The organism is Buchnera aphidicola (Cinara curtihirsuta), from assembly GCF_900698895.1.
Taxonomy (GTDB): Bacteria; Pseudomonadota; Gammaproteobacteria; order Enterobacterales; family Enterobacteriaceae; genus Buchnera_F; species Buchnera_F aphidicola_AX.
In genome coordinates, this window is the sequence record NZ_LR217700.1 from 60,761 (window position 1) to 81,906 (window position 21,146).

Annotated in this window: 19 protein-coding genes and 1 other RNA gene; 16 read left to right on the plus strand and 4 right to left on the minus strand. The window is 22.9% G+C overall.

The annotated features are described in order from the left end of the window. The first annotated feature begins 95 nt into the window (after positions 1-95). Positions 96-1,442 (plus strand): metallopeptidase TldD-related protein, encoded by a 1,347-nt coding sequence (locus BUCICURT3053_RS00295; RefSeq protein WP_154061040.1) that lies wholly within the window; start codon positions 96-98, stop codon positions 1,440-1,442. Between the two features lie 42 nt (positions 1,443-1,484). Here the strand turns inward: BUCICURT3053_RS00295 and rnpB are convergent. Further along, positions 1,485-1,863: RNase P RNA component class A (rnpB, locus tag BUCICURT3053_RS00300), an RNA gene on the minus strand. Further along, positions 1,852-2,682, minus strand: coding sequence for a 16S rRNA (cytidine(1402)-2'-O)-methyltransferase (rsmI, locus tag BUCICURT3053_RS00305; RefSeq protein WP_154061041.1), 831 nt, complete (start codon positions 2,680-2,682; stop codon positions 1,852-1,854). Before rsmI ends, rnpB begins: the two co-directional genes overlap by 12 nt. A 345-nt stretch (positions 2,683-3,027) precedes the next feature. On the opposite strand from rsmI, the gene BUCICURT3053_RS00310 reads away from it, so the two are divergent. From BUCICURT3053_RS00310 to dapE, 5 genes are all read left to right on the plus strand, one after another. Beyond that, a complete protein-coding gene (locus BUCICURT3053_RS00310) occupies positions 3,028-4,242 on the plus strand; it encodes a beta-ketoacyl synthase N-terminal-like domain-containing protein (protein ID WP_154061343.1) in 1,215 nt (404 codons plus the stop codon). Positions 4,243-4,601: 359 nt separating this feature from the next. Then, entirely contained in the window at positions 4,602-4,790 is a 189-nt protein-coding gene (locus BUCICURT3053_RS02080) for a hypothetical protein (protein WP_232037259.1), read from the plus strand. Positions 4,791-5,193: 403 nt separating this feature from the next. Continuing rightward, positions 5,194-5,340, plus strand: coding sequence for a hypothetical protein (locus BUCICURT3053_RS02085; RefSeq protein WP_232037236.1), 147 nt, complete (start codon positions 5,194-5,196; stop codon positions 5,338-5,340). A gap of 117 nt (positions 5,341-5,457) precedes the next feature. Continuing rightward, positions 5,458-7,452 carry a transketolase gene (gene tkt / locus BUCICURT3053_RS00320; protein ID WP_154061042.1) on the plus strand — a complete coding sequence of 665 codons (1,995 nt, stop codon included), beginning with the start codon at positions 5,458-5,460 and terminating at the stop codon, positions 7,450-7,452. A 112-nt stretch (positions 7,453-7,564) separates the two neighbouring features. After that, positions 7,565-8,695 (plus strand): succinyl-diaminopimelate desuccinylase, encoded by a 1,131-nt coding sequence (gene dapE, locus BUCICURT3053_RS00325; RefSeq protein ID WP_154061043.1) that lies wholly within the window; start codon positions 7,565-7,567, stop codon positions 8,693-8,695. A gap of 220 nt (positions 8,696-8,915) precedes the next feature. Here dapE and dapA read toward each other — a convergent pair whose 3' ends face one another. Continuing rightward, on the minus strand, positions 8,916-9,800 hold the full coding sequence (gene dapA / locus BUCICURT3053_RS00330) for a 4-hydroxy-tetrahydrodipicolinate synthase (RefSeq protein WP_154061044.1): 885 nt from the start codon (positions 9,798-9,800) through the stop codon (positions 8,916-8,918). A gap of 279 nt (positions 9,801-10,079) precedes the next feature. After that, a complete protein-coding gene (gene aroC, locus BUCICURT3053_RS00335; protein WP_154061045.1) occupies positions 10,080-11,141 on the minus strand; it encodes a chorismate synthase in 1,062 nt (353 codons plus the stop codon). Between the two features lie 300 nt (positions 11,142-11,441). On the opposite strand from aroC, the gene smrB reads away from it, so the two are divergent. The 10 genes from smrB (at position 11,442) to gnd (ending at position 21,001) form a co-directional block, all read left to right on the plus strand. Next, a complete protein-coding gene (gene smrB / locus BUCICURT3053_RS00340) occupies positions 11,442-11,981 on the plus strand; it encodes an endonuclease SmrB (RefSeq protein WP_154061046.1) in 540 nt (179 codons plus the stop codon). A gap of 449 nt (positions 11,982-12,430) precedes the next feature. Next, positions 12,431-13,330, plus strand: coding sequence for an ATP phosphoribosyltransferase (gene hisG, locus BUCICURT3053_RS00345; protein WP_154061047.1), 900 nt, complete (start codon positions 12,431-12,433; stop codon positions 13,328-13,330). Positions 13,331-13,337: 7 nt separating this feature from the next. Next, a complete protein-coding gene (hisD, locus tag BUCICURT3053_RS00350) occupies positions 13,338-14,666 on the plus strand; it encodes a histidinol dehydrogenase (RefSeq protein WP_154061048.1) in 1,329 nt (442 codons plus the stop codon). A gap of 1 nt (position 14,667) precedes the next feature. Further along, positions 14,668-15,732 (plus strand): histidinol-phosphate transaminase, encoded by a 1,065-nt coding sequence (gene hisC, locus BUCICURT3053_RS00355; protein ID WP_154061049.1) that lies wholly within the window; start codon positions 14,668-14,670, stop codon positions 15,730-15,732. Position 15,733: 1 nt separating this feature from the next. Continuing rightward, complete coding sequence (hisB, locus tag BUCICURT3053_RS00360) at positions 15,734-16,801, plus strand: bifunctional histidinol-phosphatase/imidazoleglycerol-phosphate dehydratase HisB (protein ID WP_154061050.1); 1,068 nt, start codon at positions 15,734-15,736, stop codon at positions 16,799-16,801. Then, a complete protein-coding gene (hisH, locus tag BUCICURT3053_RS00365; protein WP_154061051.1) occupies positions 16,801-17,391 on the plus strand; it encodes an imidazole glycerol phosphate synthase subunit HisH in 591 nt (196 codons plus the stop codon). Before hisB ends, hisH begins: the two co-directional genes overlap by 1 nt. A gap of 4 nt (positions 17,392-17,395) precedes the next feature. Beyond that, positions 17,396-18,133, plus strand: a complete 738-nt coding sequence (locus BUCICURT3053_RS00370; protein WP_154061052.1) for a 1-(5-phosphoribosyl)-5-[(5-phosphoribosylamino)methylideneamino] imidazole-4-carboxamide isomerase — start codon at positions 17,396-17,398, stop codon at positions 18,131-18,133. Continuing rightward, on the plus strand, positions 18,115-18,891 hold the full coding sequence (gene hisF, locus BUCICURT3053_RS00375; RefSeq protein WP_154061053.1) for an imidazole glycerol phosphate synthase subunit HisF: 777 nt from the start codon (positions 18,115-18,117) through the stop codon (positions 18,889-18,891). The genes BUCICURT3053_RS00370 and hisF overlap by 19 nt, the downstream gene beginning before the upstream one ends. After that, on the plus strand, positions 18,885-19,499 hold the full coding sequence (gene hisIE, locus BUCICURT3053_RS00380) for a bifunctional phosphoribosyl-AMP cyclohydrolase/phosphoribosyl-ATP diphosphatase HisIE (protein WP_154061054.1): 615 nt from the start codon (positions 18,885-18,887) through the stop codon (positions 19,497-19,499). Before hisF ends, hisIE begins: the two co-directional genes overlap by 7 nt. 92 nt (positions 19,500-19,591) lie before the next feature. Further along, positions 19,592-21,001 carry a decarboxylating NADP(+)-dependent phosphogluconate dehydrogenase gene (gene gnd, locus BUCICURT3053_RS00385; RefSeq protein WP_154061055.1) on the plus strand — a complete coding sequence of 470 codons (1,410 nt, stop codon included), beginning with the start codon at positions 19,592-19,594 and terminating at the stop codon, positions 20,999-21,001. Positions 21,002-21,146: the final 145 nt, after the last annotated feature.

Here is a 21,146-nt window from a genome sequence, read left to right on the forward strand (position 1 = left end):
ATTATATATTATAATGTATAATAAAATTTATTTAAAAAAATATATATTTATATTTTTTTATTTTTTATTTACATATATTTGATTAAGGATTTGTAATGTTACCTTACTATAATATACAACAAGATTTAAATATTTTAACTAGTAATATACAACAAGCATTATTATATTTAAAGAAAAATGTTTTAAGTGGAATGATTATAATAAAAAAAACATATTGTTTAATTATTTCTAGTAGATATGGTATTATAGATAATATTGAATCATTTAATTATATTAGTAGTTTTGTAACAACGTATAATAATTTTCGTCAATCCTCTGTTATTTCTAATAAAATTTCTTTTTTAGAAATCTGTAAATCTATTGATAGATCTATCAGTATATCTAAATATACAGAAATAGATAAATGTTTTGGATTACCTAATATAAATTTATTATTTGATCATAAAAAAAAAATAAATTTATTTTTTCCTAGATTATTTAGTTTAGATGAAATAAAGAATTTAGTAGATTTAACTAATTCTGCAGCTTTAAATTTTGATTCTAAAATCATTAATATAGAAGGATCAGTTTTTGAATATTCAATTGATATAAATATTTTAGGAAATAGTTTAGGGTGGATAGATTCTTATTTATCTACATGTAATTATTTATCTAGTTGTGTTATGGCAAGTTATAAAAACTGCATGGAAAGAGATTTTAGTTATTCAGTAGCAAGAGATTTTAATGATTTAGATAATCCTGAAAAAATAGGTCAAGATAGTGCAAAAAAAAGTATTGCAAGATTAAATTCAAAGAAGATATCTACGCAGATTTCTCCTGTTATATTTATTTCTGATATTGCAAATGAATTATTTTCTTATTTAATTGATGCCATTAGCGGATATTCTATATATAAAAAATCATCTTTTTTATTAGGTTATTTAAATAAAAAAATATTTCCCTTCTGGCTAAATATTTTTGAAGATCCTTTTATAAACAAAGGTTTATCATCTCGTTTATTTGATAATGAAGGTGTAGCAACAAAAAAGAGAAAAATTATAGAAAACGGTATTTTAAAAACATGGTTATTAGATACTTATTCATCAAATAAATTAAATATAGAAAATACAGGACATTCTGGAGGGACATATAACTGGATAGTATCTAGTACTCAATTAATTCAATCATTTGATAATGTTTTACATATCATGAATCAAGGTGTTTTAATAACAGAATTATTGGGTGATAGTATAAATATAATTACTGGTAATTATTCATTTGGAATTTGTGGTTTTTGGATTGAAAATGGAACAATAAAACATCCTATTCATGGAATTACTATATCTGGTAATCTAATTAAAACATGGAATAATATTATATTAATGGCTAATGATATTAATAAAAAAAATAATATTCAATGTGCTTCAGTATTAATTGATAAAATACAAATTTCTGGATATTAATATTTCATGTAAATAAATTTATATATTTAGTATATTTTATAATAATGAAGTTGATCTATAAGCCGGGTTCTGTTAAAAACAGTCATTTATCTAGATTAATAATTACTTATTAATTCTTAGCAGTCTACCCGGAGATTTTTATGCGGGTACATTCTCCTGCTTGACCTTGCTCCTAGTGGAGTTTACCATGCCAAATTTGTTACCAAATTTTGCGGTGCGCTTTTACCGCACCATTTCACCTTTTCCTATTAAAATATTTTTTATTTATTTGTAATAAATATTTTATTTTGGTAGTTTATTTTCTGTTGTACTCTTCGTAAGATTTCTCTTCCCAGGTGTTACCTGGCACTATACCCTATGGAGCCCGGACTTTCCTCTGTTTAATAATTTTAATTATTACAGCGACTGTTCAATCAACTTCATTATATTTTTTTTTAACTATATTATTATATAGTATATTTTTATTGAAATCACATATTTTTGCAGTCATTTTTATAGCTGTACTTTTTTTCATTTCCTTTTTTAAGATATTAAAAATATTTAATATTTTAGAAGATATAATATTATTTTTATTTTTTTTTTTTCCATTAATTAAGATTGTTATTTCTCCTTTTTTCCAATAGATATTATTTTCTACAATATTAAGTATTTCTTCTACAGTTCCTTTTTTTATATTTTCCCATTTTTTTGTTAATTCTTTTGCAACGACTATTTTTCTTTTTGAACCCATTATTTTTTTTATTAATTTTATTGTATAGATTAATCTTTTTGGTGATTCATATAAAATAATTGTACGTATTTCGTTACATAAAGAATGTATTTTTTTTTCACATAATTTTTTTTTTTTTGGTAGAAATCCTTCATAACAAAATTTATTAGTTTTTAAACCTGAAGCGCTAAGAGCAGTGATTGCTGCGCAAGCTCCAGGTAAAGGAACAACTCTAATATTATTGTCGTACGCATATTTAACTAATAAATAGCCTGGATCGTTAATAATAGGAGTCCCTGCATTTGAAACAATTGCAATATTTTTACCATTATTTAACATTATAATATATTTATTTTTTTTTTTTTTTTCGTTAAATATATTTAATGTTAATAATTTATTTTTAATAGAAAAATGTTTTAATAAAATAGATGTATGTCTTATATTTTCAGAAATAATATAATCAACTTTTTTTAAAACATTAATCGATCTATATGTTATATCTAATAAGTTCCCAATAGGGGTAGGGACAATATATAGAAAACCAACATTATTTTTTTTTTATACATAATATTTAATTTATCCAATTTTATTTATTATAGTTAATTATAATAGAATTAATTTTTCTTAATTTTTATTTTTAATAAATGATTTAATATTATTAATCTTTTATTTATAATTCGTTATATTAATGTTTTTATTATATCATATATTTAATTAATATATTATTTTTTTAATTAATTAATAATATTTTTATATTTATGAATATTAAACTATTTTTAGTTAAATGTAAAAATTTTATTAGTGATTCTATTTATGCAAAGAAAAATTTTATTTAATATTATTTATTTAGTAAGTGTTATTAAGGGAGAAGAAATATTGAAAAGAACAGTAATTACAGGTTTTGGAATTATTTCTAGTATTGGAAGTTTAGAAAAAAAAATTGTTAGATCGTTAAAAAATGGTATTTCAGGAATAGTATTTTCTCAGAAAATGAAAGAATATGGTTTATATAGTAAAGTTTGGGGTAAAATATCTATAAAAAGAATTAAAGAAATACCTAAAAGATTTTTGCGATTTATGAATCTTGCATCTATGTATTCATATCTTTCTATGAAAGATGCTATTCAAGATAGCAATTTATATCCTGACATATATATGAAAAATCCTAGAGTAGGTATGATTATAGGGTCAGGAAGTGGAGCTGCTCAATTTTATAGGTCAATTTTTCAAATTCAGAATAATCGTATTAATAAAATTAGTCCATATTCTGCTATTAAAAATATGTCTTCTTCTATTTCAGCTTGTTTAGGATCTTTTTTTAAAATTTATGGTATTAATTATGCCATTAGTTCAGCCTGTTCAACTTCTGCAAATTGTATCGGACATGCTTATAATTTAATTTCTTCCGGGGAGCAAGATATTATTTTTGCAGGAGGGGGGGAAGAGTTGAGCGTGGAGTTAGCTTCTCAATTTGATGCCATGAGAATTTTATCTGTGAATTTTAATAAAATACCAGAATTTTCTTCTAGAGCTTTTGATAAAAATCGTGATGGATTTGTTATTTCTGGTGGCAGCGGTATAATAGTTTTAGAAGAATTAAATTTTGCTTTATCAAGAAAAGCTAATATTTATGCTGAAGTTATTGGTTATGGAACTACCTGTGATGGAAATAGTATAATATATCCTTCTGGAGAAGGTTTTATACGTTGTATGAACAATGCAATAAAATATATTGATAGTTCTATTGATTATATTAATGCTCATGGAACATCTACTAAAATAGGTGATATTAAAGAATTAAATGCTATAAAAAAGGTTTTTAAAAAAAGCGGTATTCCTTATATATCATCTACTAAATCTATTACAGGTCATTCTTTAGGAGCTGCTGGGGTACAAGAAATTATTTATACTATGTTAATGTTAAAGTACAATTTTATTGCTCCTAGTATTAATATAAATAATTTAGATTTTTCAGCTCGAAATATGAATATTGTTCAAAAACCTATAAATAAGATTATTAATATAGCTATGTCAAATAGTTTTGGTTTTGGTGGAACTAATGTTAGTTTAGTAATAAAAAAATATAGTTAATAATAAAGAATATTTTTTTAAATATTATTTAATATTTATTTTAAATTTTTTATATTACTTCATTTTTATATTAAAAACGATATAATTTACTTATTGTAAGTACTATTTTTTTGACATGATAATAAAAATTATTTTTCATGTATTTTATTATTAATATGTTATAAATATAAATTTTATTTATTAATTTTTTAATGTTATATAAGTGTATGTGTAAATCAATTAGATTATTTAAAAAAGTATTCTATTATAGTAGTAGATAGTAGTAATATAGAGTATATAAAAAATACTCTTCTAGTGATTAAATTACTAATCCAACGTTAATTTTAAAAAGTTTTTTATCTAAAAAATATGAATATATTATTGATAATTCTATAAAATATGAAAAAAGTATTAGCGGTTCTATAAATAATCAAGTAAATTATGCAAGTAATATGATATCTATAGAATTTAGTCTAGAAATTTTAAAAAATATTCCAGTATATATATTAATTGAAAATGATGCATGTTTGTCTTTTGATGTTAAAAAATGTATTCAAAAGTTTGTATAGATAATATAATTATATAAAAATTATGGAATTGATGTATCTAGAGTATTAATAAAATTAGCCGCTATTTAGAAATATATTCAAGCAGAAAGAGAATTAAAAAAATAGGTATTAAATATAGTTTAATATTTTTTTATGTTCTTTTTCTCAAGATTGTGCTCGCACAGAATTAGGTGTATTTTTAGTTTCTCCTTTTATTAATTGAATTTATGTAATTGGCATTAAAAATCTTTTATCAATTTTAAATATTTTCTGAATTAGATCTAGGCGTGACAGTATTGAAAAAAATTTTTTTTTATTATAAAAAATTTAGATATAAAACTATTATTATAAGTACAAGTTTTTGTAAATTAAAACAAATGTTAGTACTATTTATATATGATCGGATTTATTAGATCAGTTAAAAATGAAAAAAGGTAAGTTTTTAAAACAATTAGATGTTAATAAGATTGATACAGTATTAATTAAACTAAATTCTTTATCAGATTCTGAATTTATATTTTTACATAATCAAGATACCGTGACTGTTGAAAAATTATCTGAAGGTATTTGATAATTTAGTTCTAATCAAATATGATTAGAAAAATTTTTACTAAATAAATTATAATTTTTAAAAATATTAAAAAATATTTTTAATTTTTAAAAAATTTATTTTATAAAGGAAAGAGATATGTTATCTAGAAGAGATTTATCAAATGCAATACGAATTTTAAGTATAGATGCTATTCAAAAAGCACAATCAGGTCATCCCGGAGCTCCTATGGGTATGGCAGATATTGCTGAAGTGTTATGGCGTGATTTTTTTAAACATAATCCAAACAATCCTTTGTGGTTTGATCGTGATAGATTCATCTTATCTAATGGTCATGCTTCTATGTTATTATATAGTGTTTTACATCTTTCAGGATATAAAATATCTATAGAAGATATAAAAAATTTTAGACAGTGTTTTTCTAAAACACCAGGTCATCCTGAAGTACATTGTACTCCTGGAGTAGAAATTACTACAGGTCCGTTAGGTCAGGGTTTAGCTTCTGGTGTGGGAATGGCCATTGCTGAAAAGTTATTATCACAATATTTTAATAAAAAAAATTTTAATATTGTAAATCATTACACATGGGTTTTTTCTGGAGATGGATGTTTAATGGAAGGAATTTCTCATGAAGTTTGTTCTTTAGCTGGAACGTTAGAGTTAGGTAAGTTAATTGTTTTTTATGATAAAAACGGTATTTCTATTGATGGTGAAGTATCTGATTGGTTTACTGATGATACAAAAAAACGTTTTTTATCTTATAATTGGCATGTAATTGAAATTGATGGTCATGATTCAGAAGAAATTATTTGTTCTATTAAAATAGCTAAAAAAAATATTCTTAAGCCATCACTTATTATATGTAATACAGTAATTGGATTTGGTTCTCCTAATAAGTCAGGTAAATCAATTTCTCATGGAGCACCTTTAGGTGAAAATGAGGTATTATTAACTCGTAAACAGTTAAATTGGAATTATCCACCTTTTTATATTCCTAAATCCATCTATTCTGCTTGGAATGCTAAAAAAAGGGGAGAAGAAATAGAATTATCTTGGAATAATTTATTTAAAGAGTATTCTATAAAATATCCAGAATTATCTAAAGAATTCATTCGTAGAATGAAAGAAAAATTGCCTAATAAATTACAAACTATCTTATATGATTTTCTATTAGAATTAAATACTTCATTAACAAATATTTCAACACGTGAAGCTTCAAAAAATACATTAGAAAAATTTGGAAATTTATTACCTGAATTAATTGGCGGATCTGCTGATTTAGCTCCTAGTAATTTAACTATTTGGTCTGGATCTAAATCTATAAAAAAATGTATTATAGGTAATTATATTCATTATGGTGTGAGAGAATTTGGAATGACATCTATTGCTAATGGAATTTTTCATCACGGATGTTTTATTCCCTATACAGCTACTTTTTTAGTATTTTCAGATTATGCTCGTAATGCTATACGTATGGCTGCATTAATGAAAACTCGACATATTTTTGTTTATACTCATGATTCTATTGGATTAGGAGAAGATGGTCCTACTCATCAACCTATTGAGCATATTTCTACTTTAAGATATATACCAAATTTAAGTGTATGGAGACCTTGTGATTCTATCGAAACAGCAATTGCTTGGTTTTATGGGATTAATAGAAAATCAGGACCTACAGCTTTAATATTATCTCGTCAAAATGTAAAACAATTTTTAAGAACAGAAGATCAAATTAAAAATATTTTTAAAGGTGGATATATTTTAAGAGATTATGGTTTTAATATTAACTATATTATTATTGCTACTGGTTCAGAAGTATCTTTAGCAGTAAATGTTGCAAGAAAATTGTATAAACTGGGTTATCATATTAGAGTAGTATCAATGGTATCTGCTGATTGTTTTGATAGTCAAGATAATAAATATCGTGAGTTAGTTTTGCCTAAAGAAATTTCAAATAGAATATCTATTGAAGCAGGAAGTAGTGAATATTGGTATAAGTATGTGGGTATAAACGGTATTCGAATCGGAATTGATACATTTGGAGAATCAGGTCCTGGAGAAAGTTTATTTAAAATTTTTGGTTTTTCAGTAGAAAAAATTGTTACTCAAATTAAAAATCATTTTTTTCTTTAATTTTATTTGATGATATTTTTTTATATATGATATTATTTTATATATTTAATTAATAATTTTTTGTTTAAAATGATAAAATATTTAAATTATATAAAAAATATCAGGATCTGATATGTATACTGAAGTTTTAAATTTGACAAAAAAATTAATTGATATACCATCAATAAGTCCCAAAGATTTAGGTTGTCAAGAAATTTTAATAAAAAGATTAAAATTATTAGATTTTAATATAGAAAGAATGAATTTTAAAAATACAAATAATTTTTGGGCTTGGAGAGGATATGGTAAAACTATTACTTTTTTAGGACATACAGATGTAGTTCCCGAAGGTGATATTTTTTCTTGGAAAACTCCTCCGTTTATATCTACCATATCTAATGGTATTCTGTATGGTAGAGGTTCGGTAGATATGAAAGGTTCAATAGCTGCAATGTTAGTAGCTGTAGAAAATTTTATTAAAAATAATCCTAATCACAAGGGTCGAATATCATTTTTAATTACTTCAGATGAAGAATCTACAGGTAAATATGGAACTAAAAAGGTAGTTTCAATATTAGAAAAGAGGGGGGAAAAATTTAATTATTGTCTTATTGGAGAACCAACTTGTGAAAATATCTTAGGTGATTGTATAAAAAATGGTCGTAGAGGTTCTCTTTCAGTTGATTTAACAATATATGGTGTTCAGGGTCATGTTGCTTATCCTAATTTAGCTTCTAATCCAATTCATTTATCAGCTCCATTTTTAGTAGAATTATCTAATTTATCTTTAGATAAAGGCAATAATTTTTTTGATCCTACTATAATTCAGATATCAAAGATATTTTCAGGAAATAATTATACTACTAATATGATTCCAGGAGAATTAAAAGTATTTTTTAATATTAGATTTAGTTCTTTAATTACTAAAAAAATGATTATAAATAGTATAAAATGTTTACTTAATAAGTATTCAATAAGATATTCTATTTCTTGGATTTGTCATGCTAAACCTTTTATTTCTTTACCTAGTACTTTTTGTAATATTCTTTCTAACTGCATATATGAGTGTACTCATATTATTCCTACTTTTAAAACAAATGGTGGTACTTCTGATGGAAGATTTATTTTTCACTTATCTGATGAAACAGCGGAATTTGGTTTATTAAATTCTACAATTCATAAAGTTAATGAATGTGTAAATTTAATTGATTTATTAAAATTAAAAAATATTTATTTTAATATTTTAAATAAATTATTTTTATAAATTATATATATATTTTTAATATTATAATATATATTATTTTTTATAAAAAATTTTCATATAGTATTTATGCAATGATAATATAAATTTTATCATTGCATAAGATATATATTAGTTTATTTAATTTAATTTAATAAATATAATTTTATTATAAAATAAATATTATTTTAAGATATTTTTTATAATTTTAAATATAATTTAATATTTTTTTTATATATCAAATTTAATTTATATATAATTTTGTTGAATTAATTGCTTTTTTAAGAATTTTTTTATTTTTACTTAATAATGGTGTCATTGGTAATCTTAAAGTGTCACTTTTTATTAAATTAATGTATTTTGCAGCCCATTTTATGGGTATAGGATTTGTTTCTTTAAATAAAAGATGATGTAGAATACTTAATTCTTTATTTATTATTCTTGCTTTTATAAAATTTCCTTTTAAAGCTAAATTACACATTTTTACCATATGATAAGCAGCAATATTTGCTGTAACAGAAATAACTCCATTTCCTCCTAGTTGAATAAAATCTAAAGCAGTTGTATCATCCCCACTCATTAAAATAAAGTCATTTTTTACAATTTGTTTAATTTGATTCACTCTTGATAAATCTCCTGAAGCATCTTTTAAGCCGATTATATTTTTAAATTGTGACAATTTAGCAATTGTTTTTGGTGATAGACTACATCCTGTACGATTTGGTACATTATATAATATTTGTGGCAAATCAGTACTTTCTGCAATAGATTGAAAATGAAGATATAATCCTTTTTGTGTAGGTCGATTATAGTAAGGTGTGACACTTAAACATCCAGAAACTCCTGATTTTTCTAGTTTTTGTGTTAATATAATACTTTCTGAGGTTGCATTTGATCCAGTTCCTGCAATTATAGGTATTTTTTCATCTGCAAATTCTAATGTATTCATAATTACATTAGTATGTTCATTTTGATTTAATGTAGCTGATTCTCCTGTTGTTCCTACCGAAACTATTGCATTAGTTTTATTTTTAATATGATACTGAATTATTTTTTTTAAACTTTTTTTGCAAAGATTTCCTTTATCATCCATAGGTGTAATTAAGGCAACAATACTTCCTTTAAACATTTTAATAATTCCTTATAAAAAAAATAATATATTTATTTTAATGAGATTATTATTTATGAATAATTAAAAATATTATTTTTAAATTAATAGACATTTATTTTTTAAAATATTGTTATATTTATTAATGAATACTTTAAATATTTATTAAATAAGTATTTTCTTTTTGAATATTATATCTTTTATTTTAAAAATATATGTTATATATAAAGATATAGTAGAATTCTTAAATTTTTTAATTATAAAAACATTATTTTAAATATAGTTTTTATAAGATTTAAATTATTTTCCGCATTGAGCGCGAAAGCGTAAAGTATGATCCATCAATGTTATTGCTAACATAGCTTCTGCAATTGGAATTGCTCGTATTCCTACACAAGGATCATGTCTACCTTTTGTGATTATAGAGGTTTCTTTTCCAAATTTGTTTATTGTTTTTCCGGGTATTTTAATGCTAGATGTGGGTTTAAAAGCTGCTTGTACTATAATTTTATCTCCATTACTAATTCCACCTAAAATTCCTCCTGAATGATTACTTGAAAATCCATTAGGTAGAATTTCATCTCGATGCATATCTCCAGTTTGTTCTACTACATTAATTCCATCTCCTATTTCAACAGATTTAGCTGCATTGATACTCATAATTGAGTGAGCAATTTCTGCATCTAATCGATCAAATACAGGTTCTCCTAAACCAATGGGAACATTTTTTGCAATAATTACAATTTTAGCTCCAATAGAATTTCCAGATTTTTTAAGTTTTTTAATAAATTGAGTTATTTGATTAATTTTTTCAGGATTACTACAAAAAAATGGATTATTTTTTACTTCTTTCCAGGATTGAAATGGACAATGAATTGGTCCTAATTGTGATAAATATCCTTTAATTTTTATATTGTATTTTAATTTTAAATATTTTTTTGCAATTGCTCCTGCGGCTACTCTAATTGCAGTTTCTCTTGCAGATGATCGACCCCCCCCTCTATAATCTCTAATACCATATTTTTTATCGTATGTAAAATCTGCATGATTAGGTCTATATATATTTTTAATATTTGAATAATCTTGTGATCGAATATCTTTATTTTTTATTTTTATTCCGATGCTGGTTCCGGTAGTTTTTCCTTTAAAAATACCTGAAAATATTTCAACTATATCTTCTTCTCTTCTTTGTGTAGTAAAAGGAGAAAAACCCGGTCTTCTTCTATTTAGTTCCTTTTGTATATCACTGTTTTTTATAGAAAAACCAGGAGGTACTCCATCAATGATTCCAGCTAACATAAGTCCATGTGATTCTCCACATGTTGTTACTTTAAATATTTTTCCAATAGTATTACCTGACATATCAACCTCAGTATTAAAAATAATTAAATAGATATTTTAATATATAATTATTATTTTATTATAATGTTTTATTTATTTAAAATAAATACATAATTAATTATATTAATATATGTAAATATAGATATTTTATTTTAAAATAAAAATTATTTTTTATTTTCTATAAAATATTACATATTTTTATTATGAATTAATAAATATATTTTTTAAGATCGTATATCTTGCTAAATATTATTTTTATTTTTATAAATATAAAATTTAATTATAAAATATTAGAAACTTAAACATTTGGAAAATTTTGATATGAAAAAAAATAATATGATTAATTTAAATGAAAAAGAAACATTTTTATATTATATGAAAGGAGTTAAAAAAATTATACAAGATAAAATTTGTCATATTAATATTAAAAATAATAATAAATATCGATTATATAATAAAGATATTTTAACACAAGAAGCACATAGTTATTATTTTAGAGATATTGTAAATGAAAATTCATTTTTATTAACTAATAATCCTATTTGTTTTGTTAGAAATATGCGTTATAATTTGGATTTAAAAAAATTGAAAAGAGGAGAATATATACCAGAAATTACTTTAGATTTACATGGAATGAATTTACGTCAAGTTAAAAAAGAATTGGGAAAATTAATTATGATTTGCCATAAAGAGAAATTCTTTTGTGCTAATATTCTTCATGGATATGGTAAAAAAATATTAAAAAAACAAATTCCATTTTGGCTATCTCAACATCCTGATATATTAGCTTTTCATCAAGCCCCAAAAATATTTGGTCATGATGCAGCTATATTAGTTTTTATACAAAATAATTATATATAATAATATAGTATTTTTATATCTATTAAAGATTAATTATTATAAAATAAATTTATAAAATTATTTTTAATATTGTATTAAAATAAATTTTTTTTATTTATTAAATTATTATAAAAATTATATTATTTATTTTAATATAATATTTTTTATAAATAATAAATAATTATTAAGTTAATAATAATTTTGATTTTTTTAAAAAATAATTAATAATTTATATTTTAAATATTGATATTGAAAATAATTTTTTTAATTATATCTAAATATAGTTTAGATAAATATAAATTAATTTAATGTTAATTTTATTTAAAAAAAAATATAAAAAATTAATTAAGTTATTATATATTTAAATATATTACTTGTTTTAGTAAATATTTATTATTTTAAATATTTTTTATGAAAATATATGTTTATATTTTTATTATATTTAATATTGATAAAATAAGGTTATACAATTGAATAAAAATCGTGTACGTTTAGCTATACAAAAATCAGGCAGGTTAAGTAATGATTCACAAAATTTATTAAAAAATTGTGGTCTTAAAATTAATTTACAAAAATCTAGTCTTATTGCATTTGCAGAAAATATGCCAATAGATGTTATTTTAGTTAGAGATGATGATATTCCAGGTCTAATTATGGACGGTGTAGTAGAATTAGGAATTATAGGATCTAATGTTTTAGAAGAAAAATGTTTAACTAGATTATTATCAAAGGAATCGGTTTCATATACTATTTTACAAAATCTTGATTTTGGTGTTTGTCGTTTATCGATTTCTGTTCCTTTAGATATGGAATATTCGGATATATCTTGTTTAAAAAATTGCCGTATTGCAACATCATATCCGAATTTATTAAAACGATATTTTGATAAAAAAAATATTCCTTTTAAACCGTTTGTTTTAAATGGTTCTGTAGAAGTAGCTTATAATTCTGGTTTAGCAGACGTTATATGTGACTTAGTTTCTACAGGAGCTACACTAGATGCTAATGGATTAAGAGAAGTAGAAACTATTTATAATTCTCGTGCTTGTTTAATTTCTCGTGAAGAGAAATATATGGTTCCTGAAAAAAGAAGATTTATTAAGAAATTATTAAATCGAATTCAAGGTGTTATTAAAGCACGAGAGTCTAAATATATTATGTTACATATTGAAAAAGATCAATTAAGCAAAGTAACTGATTTATTAAAAGGAGTAGAGCAACCAACTATTTTAGAATTATTTGGTAATAAAAATAAAGTAGCTTTACATATGGTTAGCAGTGAAACTATTTTTTGGGAAACTATGGAGCAATTAAAATTGTTAGGAGCTAGCTCTATTTTAGTTTTATCAATAGAAAAAATGATGGAATAAAAGAATTATGTTAAATATATATAAAAACATTTTTAATTGGAATGATTTAAAAAAAGAAGAAAAAAAATCTTTATTATTAAGACCTTGTACTATTATTGATAAAAAAACTAAAAAATCTATTAAAAAAATTATTAGCACTATTAAAAAACATGGAGATATTGCTGTACATTCCTATAATTTAAAGTTTGATAAAATTAAATTAGATTGTTTTTATGTTTCTCAAGAAAAAATAGATTTATCAGATAAATTCGTTTCTAAATCTTTTAAAGATTCTGTATTAGTTGCAAAAAGTAATATTAAAATTTTTCATTCTAAACAAATTTTATCTAATTTAGAAGTTGAAACATTTCCGGGAATATGTTGTCAACATATTATAAAACCTATAAATTCAGTAGGTTTATATGTTCCTAAAGGTAAATTACCATTAGTTTCTACTGCTTTAATGTTATCTATACCAGCTAAATTAGCAAAATGTCCAAATATTGTGTTGTGTTCTCCTCCACCTATTAGTAATGAAATATTATATATTGCTAAAATATGTGGAATTAATCAAGTTCTTCAACTAGGTGGAGCACATGCCATTGCTTCTCTTGCTCTAGGAACTGAAACTATAAAATCAGTAGATAAAATTTTTGGACCAGGAAATATTTTTGTTACAGAGACTAAATTACAAATTAGTCGTGATATTCCTGGTGTATCAATAGATATGCCCGCAGGTCCTTCGGAAATATTAATTATTTCTGATAAATATTCTAATTCATCGTTTGTTGCTTCTGATTTATTAGCACAATCTGAACATGGTAGTAATTCACAGGTAATTTTATTAAGTACAAGTTTAGAATTTGCAAAAAAAGTTGTAGTGGAAATTAAAAAACAATTGTTATGTTTGTCTAAGAAAAATATTATCTTAAATTCATTAAAAAATAGTAGAATTATTATTTCCAATTCTTTGCTTGAATGTTTTGAGATATCAAATTTATATTCTCCTGAACATTTAATTTTACATATAAAAAATTCAAGAAATTTTTTATCATATGTTAAAAATGCTGGATCAGTATTTTTAGGAAAGTGGACTCCTGGATCTGCAGGTGATTATATTACTGGAGCAAACCATGTTTTACCTACATATGGATATTCTAAAACTTATTCTACTTTACGTATTTCTGATTTTCAGAAAACTATTACAGTTCAAAAAATGACAAAAAAATCTTTAAAAAATTTATCAAAAAGTATTTCAGTATTATCTTTAACAGAAGGAATGGACGCTCATAATAAATCAGTAAGGATTAGAATAAATGCATTAAAAGATAAACAAGTTATGAATGAGTTAAAATAAAATGAAAAAATTAACTCCGCATCATATACATATTTTAAAACCTTATGAATCAGCTCGTAGTATTGATTTAAAGGGTCATGTTTACTTAAATGCAAATGAATCTCCATGGATTAATACTGTTAAATATGAACATAATAATTTAAATCGATACCCGGAATTTCAATCAAGTGAATTATTAAAAAAATATTCTCAATATTCTTATATACCTAATAATCAAATTTTAATTACTAGAGGAGCTGATGAAGGAATTGAATTATTAGTTCGTGCTTTTTGTATATCTGGAAATGATAATATTATGTTTTTTCCACCTACATATGATATGTATTCTGTGGTAGCTGATATTTTTAATATTAAAAAAATAACAGTGCCAATTTTATCAGATTTTCAATTAGATATAAAAAATATTAAAAAAAAAATTAATAATGTTAAATTAATTTATTTATGTAATCCAAATAATCCTACTGGGAATTTGTTTTTTCGAAAAGATATTATGAATATTCTTACTATTATTCCTAAAACCACTTTGTTAATTATTGATGAAGCTTATATTGATTATTCTATTCAAGATAGTTTTATTTCTGAATTAAGTAGATTTAATAATCTGGTAATTTTACGAACTTTGTCGAAAGCATTTGGTTTATCTGGAATTAGATGTGGTTTTATATTATCGAATATAAATATTATTAATATTCTTAAAAAGGTATTGGCTCCATATCCTATTCCTACTCCAGTATCTAATATTGCTATAAAATCATTACAATCAAAAAACATTACAATAGTAAAGAAAAATATTTTACAAATTTTAAAAAATAAAATTTTTTTAATTAATAAAATAAAATCTTTTTTATGTGTACAAAATATTTTTTTGAGTCAAACTAATTTTATTCTTATAAAATTTTATCAATCTAAAAAAGTATTTCAATATTTAATATCAAAAGGAATTATAATTCGCGATCAATCTTATAAATTAGGTTTAGAAAATTGCTTAAGAATATCAATAGGCACAATTAATGAATGTAAAGATTTAATTAATATTTTATCTATGTTTGAAGGAAATAAAATATAAGATGAAAAAAAAATTTTTATTTATTGATCGTGATGGTACTTTAATTAGAGAACCAAAAAAAACGTATCAAATCGATTCTATTAGTAAATTTTATTTAGAAAAGGATGTAATCTATTCTTTATTAAAACTTATTGATTTAGATTATCAGTTAGTTATGATTACTAATCAAGATGGTTTAGGTAGTAGTTCTTTTCCTATAATAAAATTTAGTAAAATACATAATTTAATGTTAAATATTTTTTCTTCACAAAAAATTTTTTTTAAAAGTATTTTAATTTGCCCTCATTTTATGCACGAAAAATGTAATTGCAGAAAACCAAATACTTCATTAGTTTCATATTGGATTAATAATATTGGATTAGATAAAAAAAATAGTTATGTAATTGGAGATAGAAATACAGATATTCAGTTAGCACATAATATGGGAATTAAAAGTTTTTTATATCATTCAAAATTTTTTTCCTGGAAAAAAATTGTTGCACAATTAACATACCCTAATAGGGTATCAGAAATTTCCAGAAACACTTTAGAAACAAAAATATTTATTAAGGTTAGTTTAGATTTTCCTATAAAAAATTATATTAATACTGGAATTAGTTTTTTAGATCACATGCTACATCAAATTAGAATACATAGTGGTATTTTTATGTATATTAATGTTATAGGAGATTTGTATATTGACGATCATCATACAGTAGAAGATATTGGAATAACTTTAGGGTCTGCATTAAAACGTGCTCTTGGAAATAAAATAGGATTATCAAGATATGGTTTTACTTTACCTATGGATGAAAGTATTTGTTCGTGTTTACTTGATATATCAGGACGTTCTTTTTTATCTTTTTATGCTATTTTTAAAAATAAATATGTTGGTGATTTAAATGTATGTATGATAGAACATTTTTTTTATTCTTTAAGTCAATCTATGAAGATTACTATTCATTTACATGCTTTTGGAAAAAATGATCATCATTGTGCTGAAAGTTTATTTAAAGCATTCGGTCGTTCTTTAAGACAAGCTATTTATTTAGATGGTCATGATTTACCTACATCAAAAGGTTTATTATAATGTCAATTGTCATTATTAATACGGGATGTTCAAACTTGTATTCTATTCAATGTTCTATACGTCGATTAGGATATTTATCATGTGTTACTGATTCAGTTTATGAAATTAAAAAGGCTAAAAAAATATTTTTACCTGGTATCGGTACTTCTTCTTCTGTAATAAATATTTTAAAAGAAAAAAATTTATTATCTTTTATAAAGCATACACAGCAACCAATTTTAGGTATTTGTTTAGGTATGCAGTTATTAGGAAAATATAGTTATGAAGGAAAAAAATCTATTTTATTAAATAAAGTATCTTGTTTAATAAAAAAATTACCAAATATAAATTGTTCAGTCCCGCATATTGGTTGGAATACTGTAAATTATACTATAAATCATGATTTATTTAAAAACATTGATAATAATACTCGTTTTTATTTTTTACATAGTTTTTATATGAAAGTTAATCAATATACTATTGCTTCTTCTGTACATGGTATTCAATTTTGTTCTGCAATGGTAATAAAAAATTTTTTTGGAGTTCAATTTCATCCAGAAAAATCAGGAAAACCAGGAGAGCAATTTATTAAAAATTTTTTAGAGATATAAAAATATGATCATTCCATCACTAGATTTTATTAATGGTAAAATTGTTCGCTTATATCAAGGTAATTATAACAATAAAATTCATTATAAAATGGATATTTTTCAACAAATAGATCATTATATACAACAAGGGGCAACACATATACATTTAGTTGATTTAGATAGATGTATAAATCCAACGAATCATCAAAAACATATTTTAAAAATTGTTTCTCATTATAGTGAAATTGATTTTCAGATAGGTGGCGGAATTCGTTCTGAAAAAGATATTAAAGATTTGTTTAATTCTGGTGTCTCAAAAATAGTAATAGGAACGTCTGCTATTTTATATCCAGATGATTTTAAATTATGGTTAGATAAATATGGTTGTGATAATTTTATATTAGCTGTAGATATAAAAACAAATAATAATAATGAAAATAAGGTTGCAGTTAATGGTTGGAAAAATATCACAAAAATTAATTTAGAAAGTGTAATAAATGATTTTATTTCATATGGATTAAAAAATATTTTATGTACTGATATTTCAAGAGATGGAACTTTTTTAGGTCCTAATATAAATTTATATAAAAGTTTAAAAAAAAAATTTCCTAAAATTATATTACAATCTTCAGGTGGGATTAGTTCTATTTCTGATTTATATAATTTAAAAAAAAATAATATAGAACATGTTATTATAGGTCGTGCCTTTTTAGAAAAAAAATTCACTTTTTTGGAGGCTCAAAAATGTTGGCAAAAAGAATAATAGCATGTTTAGATGTTAAAAATGGTATGGTTGTAAAAGGAGTTAAATTTTGTAATCATACTATTGTTGGAAAAATAATTGAATTAGCAGAACATTATTCTGTATCAGGCATTGATGAATTAGTTTTTTATGATATTTCAGCTTCTCCTGAAAAAAAATTATTAGATATGAAGTGGATTACTAGAATTGCTGAATTAATTAACATACCCTTTTCAGTTGCTGGCGGTATTTCTTCTGTAGAAGATGCTAAACAGATTTTATCATTAGGTGCTGATAAGATATCTATTAATTCTCCAGCTTTACATAATCCTTTATTAATTAGTAAATTAGCGGATCGTTTTGGAGTTCAATGTGTTGTAGTAGGTATAGATTCATGGTACGATAAAATAAAAAAAAAATATCAAGTTTTTCAATATACTGGAAATGAAAATAAATCTCATCTTACATACTGGGATACTTTTGATTGGGTAAGAAAAGTACAAAAATTAGGTGCCGGTGAAATTGTTTTAAATACTATGAATACTGATGGAACTAAAAGTGGCTATGATATTAAACAATTAAAAAAAATTCGTGAAATTTGTTCAGTTTCTTTAATTGCTTCAGGTGGAGCTGGTTGCATGCATGATTTTTTAGATGTTTTTTTAATAGCTAAAGTAGATGGTGCTTTAGCAGCTTCTATATTTCATAATAAATTTATTTCTGTTATTGACTTAAAAAAATTTTTATTTAATAAAGGGGTGATAATTAGACAATGTTAACTAGTAAAAACATAAAACATTTAAATTGGAAAAAATTAGATAATATGATTCCGGCTATTGCTCAACATTATATTTCAGGAGAAATATTAATGTTTGGATATATGAATCAAGAAGCATTGAATAATACAATTAAAAAAAGATTATTTACCTTGTTTTCTCGTAAAAAAAATAGATTATGGGTAAAAGGAGAATTTTCTAAAAATTTTTTATATGTAAAAAAAATTACAACTGATTGTGATTATGATGTTATCCTAGTTAAGGTAAAACCATCTGGAAATACATGTCATTTAAATAGATTTAGTTGTTTTAAATCTTCTAAACCAATTTATTCTTTTTTATTAAAATTACAAAGTGTAATTAAATCAAGAAAAAAAGAATATTCTAAAAAATCTTATATTAGTAATCTTTTTTCTTTAGGTAAAAATAGAATTGCACAAAAAGTAGGGGAAGAGTCTATAGAAGTTATTATAGCTTTTTTAGAAAATAATTCGATTAATATAATTAATGAATCATCTGATTTATTATTTCATTTATTAATTTTATTACAGTTTGTTAATATAGATTTTAAATCAATTATTTTAAATTTAAAAGATCGTTCTTATAAATAAGATATTTTTTTAAAATTTAATTAATATTTTTTTAAAATAAAATATATGTATTTATGTGCATATTAATAATATCTATTTTGGTGAGGGTGTTTATGTTGAATAATGATATAGGAATTATAGGAATGGGTGTTATGGGAAAAAATTTAGCTTTTAATATTGCTAGAAATGGATATTCTGTATCAGTTTTTAATAGATCTCATAATGAAACAATGAAATTTTTGTTTAAAAACTCTATTGATTTGTTATTTCCGTTTTCTGATTTAGAAAAGTTTATTAATTCTTTAAATAAACCACGTTGTATTTTATTAATGATTCAATCAGGTTCCCCGGTTGATAAAATAATTAATATTCTTTTATCTTATTTAGATTCTGGCGATTTAATTATTGATGGAGGAAATTCTTTTTATAAAGATACAATTAAACGGTTTAATTTTTTACAAAAAAAATCTATTCAATTTCTTGGAGTTGGAATATCAGGAGGAGAACTCGGTGCATTACAAGGACCTTCTATTATGCCTGGAGGTAATATAGAATCTTATAAATTAATTGCTCCGATTTTTAAAAAGATTTCAGCTAAATATGACCAGGAAGATTGTGTAAAATATATTGGTCCGAATGGATCTGGGCATTATGTAAAGATGGTTCATAATGGTATTGAGTATAGTGATATGCAATTAATTGCAGAAACTTATTCTTTACTAAAAAATTTAGTTGGAATGAATAATATTGATTTATCATATACTTTTAAAAAATGGAATGAAGGAGAGTTATGTAGTTATTTAATAGAAATTACTGGAAATATTTTATGTAAAAAAGATACGGATGGAAATTTTATTATTGATTCTATTTTAGATATGGCTTCAGGAAAAGGTACTGGTGCTTGGACAGCAAATAGTGCTTTAAAACTCCAAATTCCTTGTTCTATCGTAACAGAGTCTGTTTTTTCAAGATACTTATCTGTTTTAAAAGCTAATAGAATGATTGCTTCTACAATATTGTCAGGTCCTAAAGTATCTTTAAATAGTAATTTTAATAAAGAAATATTTATTGAAGATATTCGTAAAGCGTTATATTTAAGTAAAATTATTTCATATGCTCAAGGTTTTTTTTTAATGAAAAAAGCTTCTGAACATTATGTTTGGAATTTACAGTTTTCGGATATTGCTAAAATTTTTCGTTCTGGATGTATTATTCGAGCAAATTTTTTAAATGATATTGTGACAGCATTTTCAGAAAATAATAATTTAATTGATTTACTATTTACTCCAATTTTTCAAGATATTATTAATTTGTATCAACTTTCTTTACGTACCGTTGTTACTGAAGCTATAAATAATGGAATTTCTGTTCCTGTTTTTTCTAATATTTTGTCATACTACGACGCATATCGTACTGTTAATTCATCCGCTAATTTAATACAAGCTCAAAGAGATTATTTTGGATCTCATACTTATAATAGAATTGATCAATCAGGTTCTTTTCATACTAATTGGTTAGAATAATTGTATTTTTTTTAAAATATAAAATATAATTTGTAAATTATTTTACGTGATGGAATATTTTGATAATATAATATTAAAATTTTCTATTTTTATAATATTTATTTTAATAAATAATTTTATCTATAAAAGAGAAAAATATTTGTTT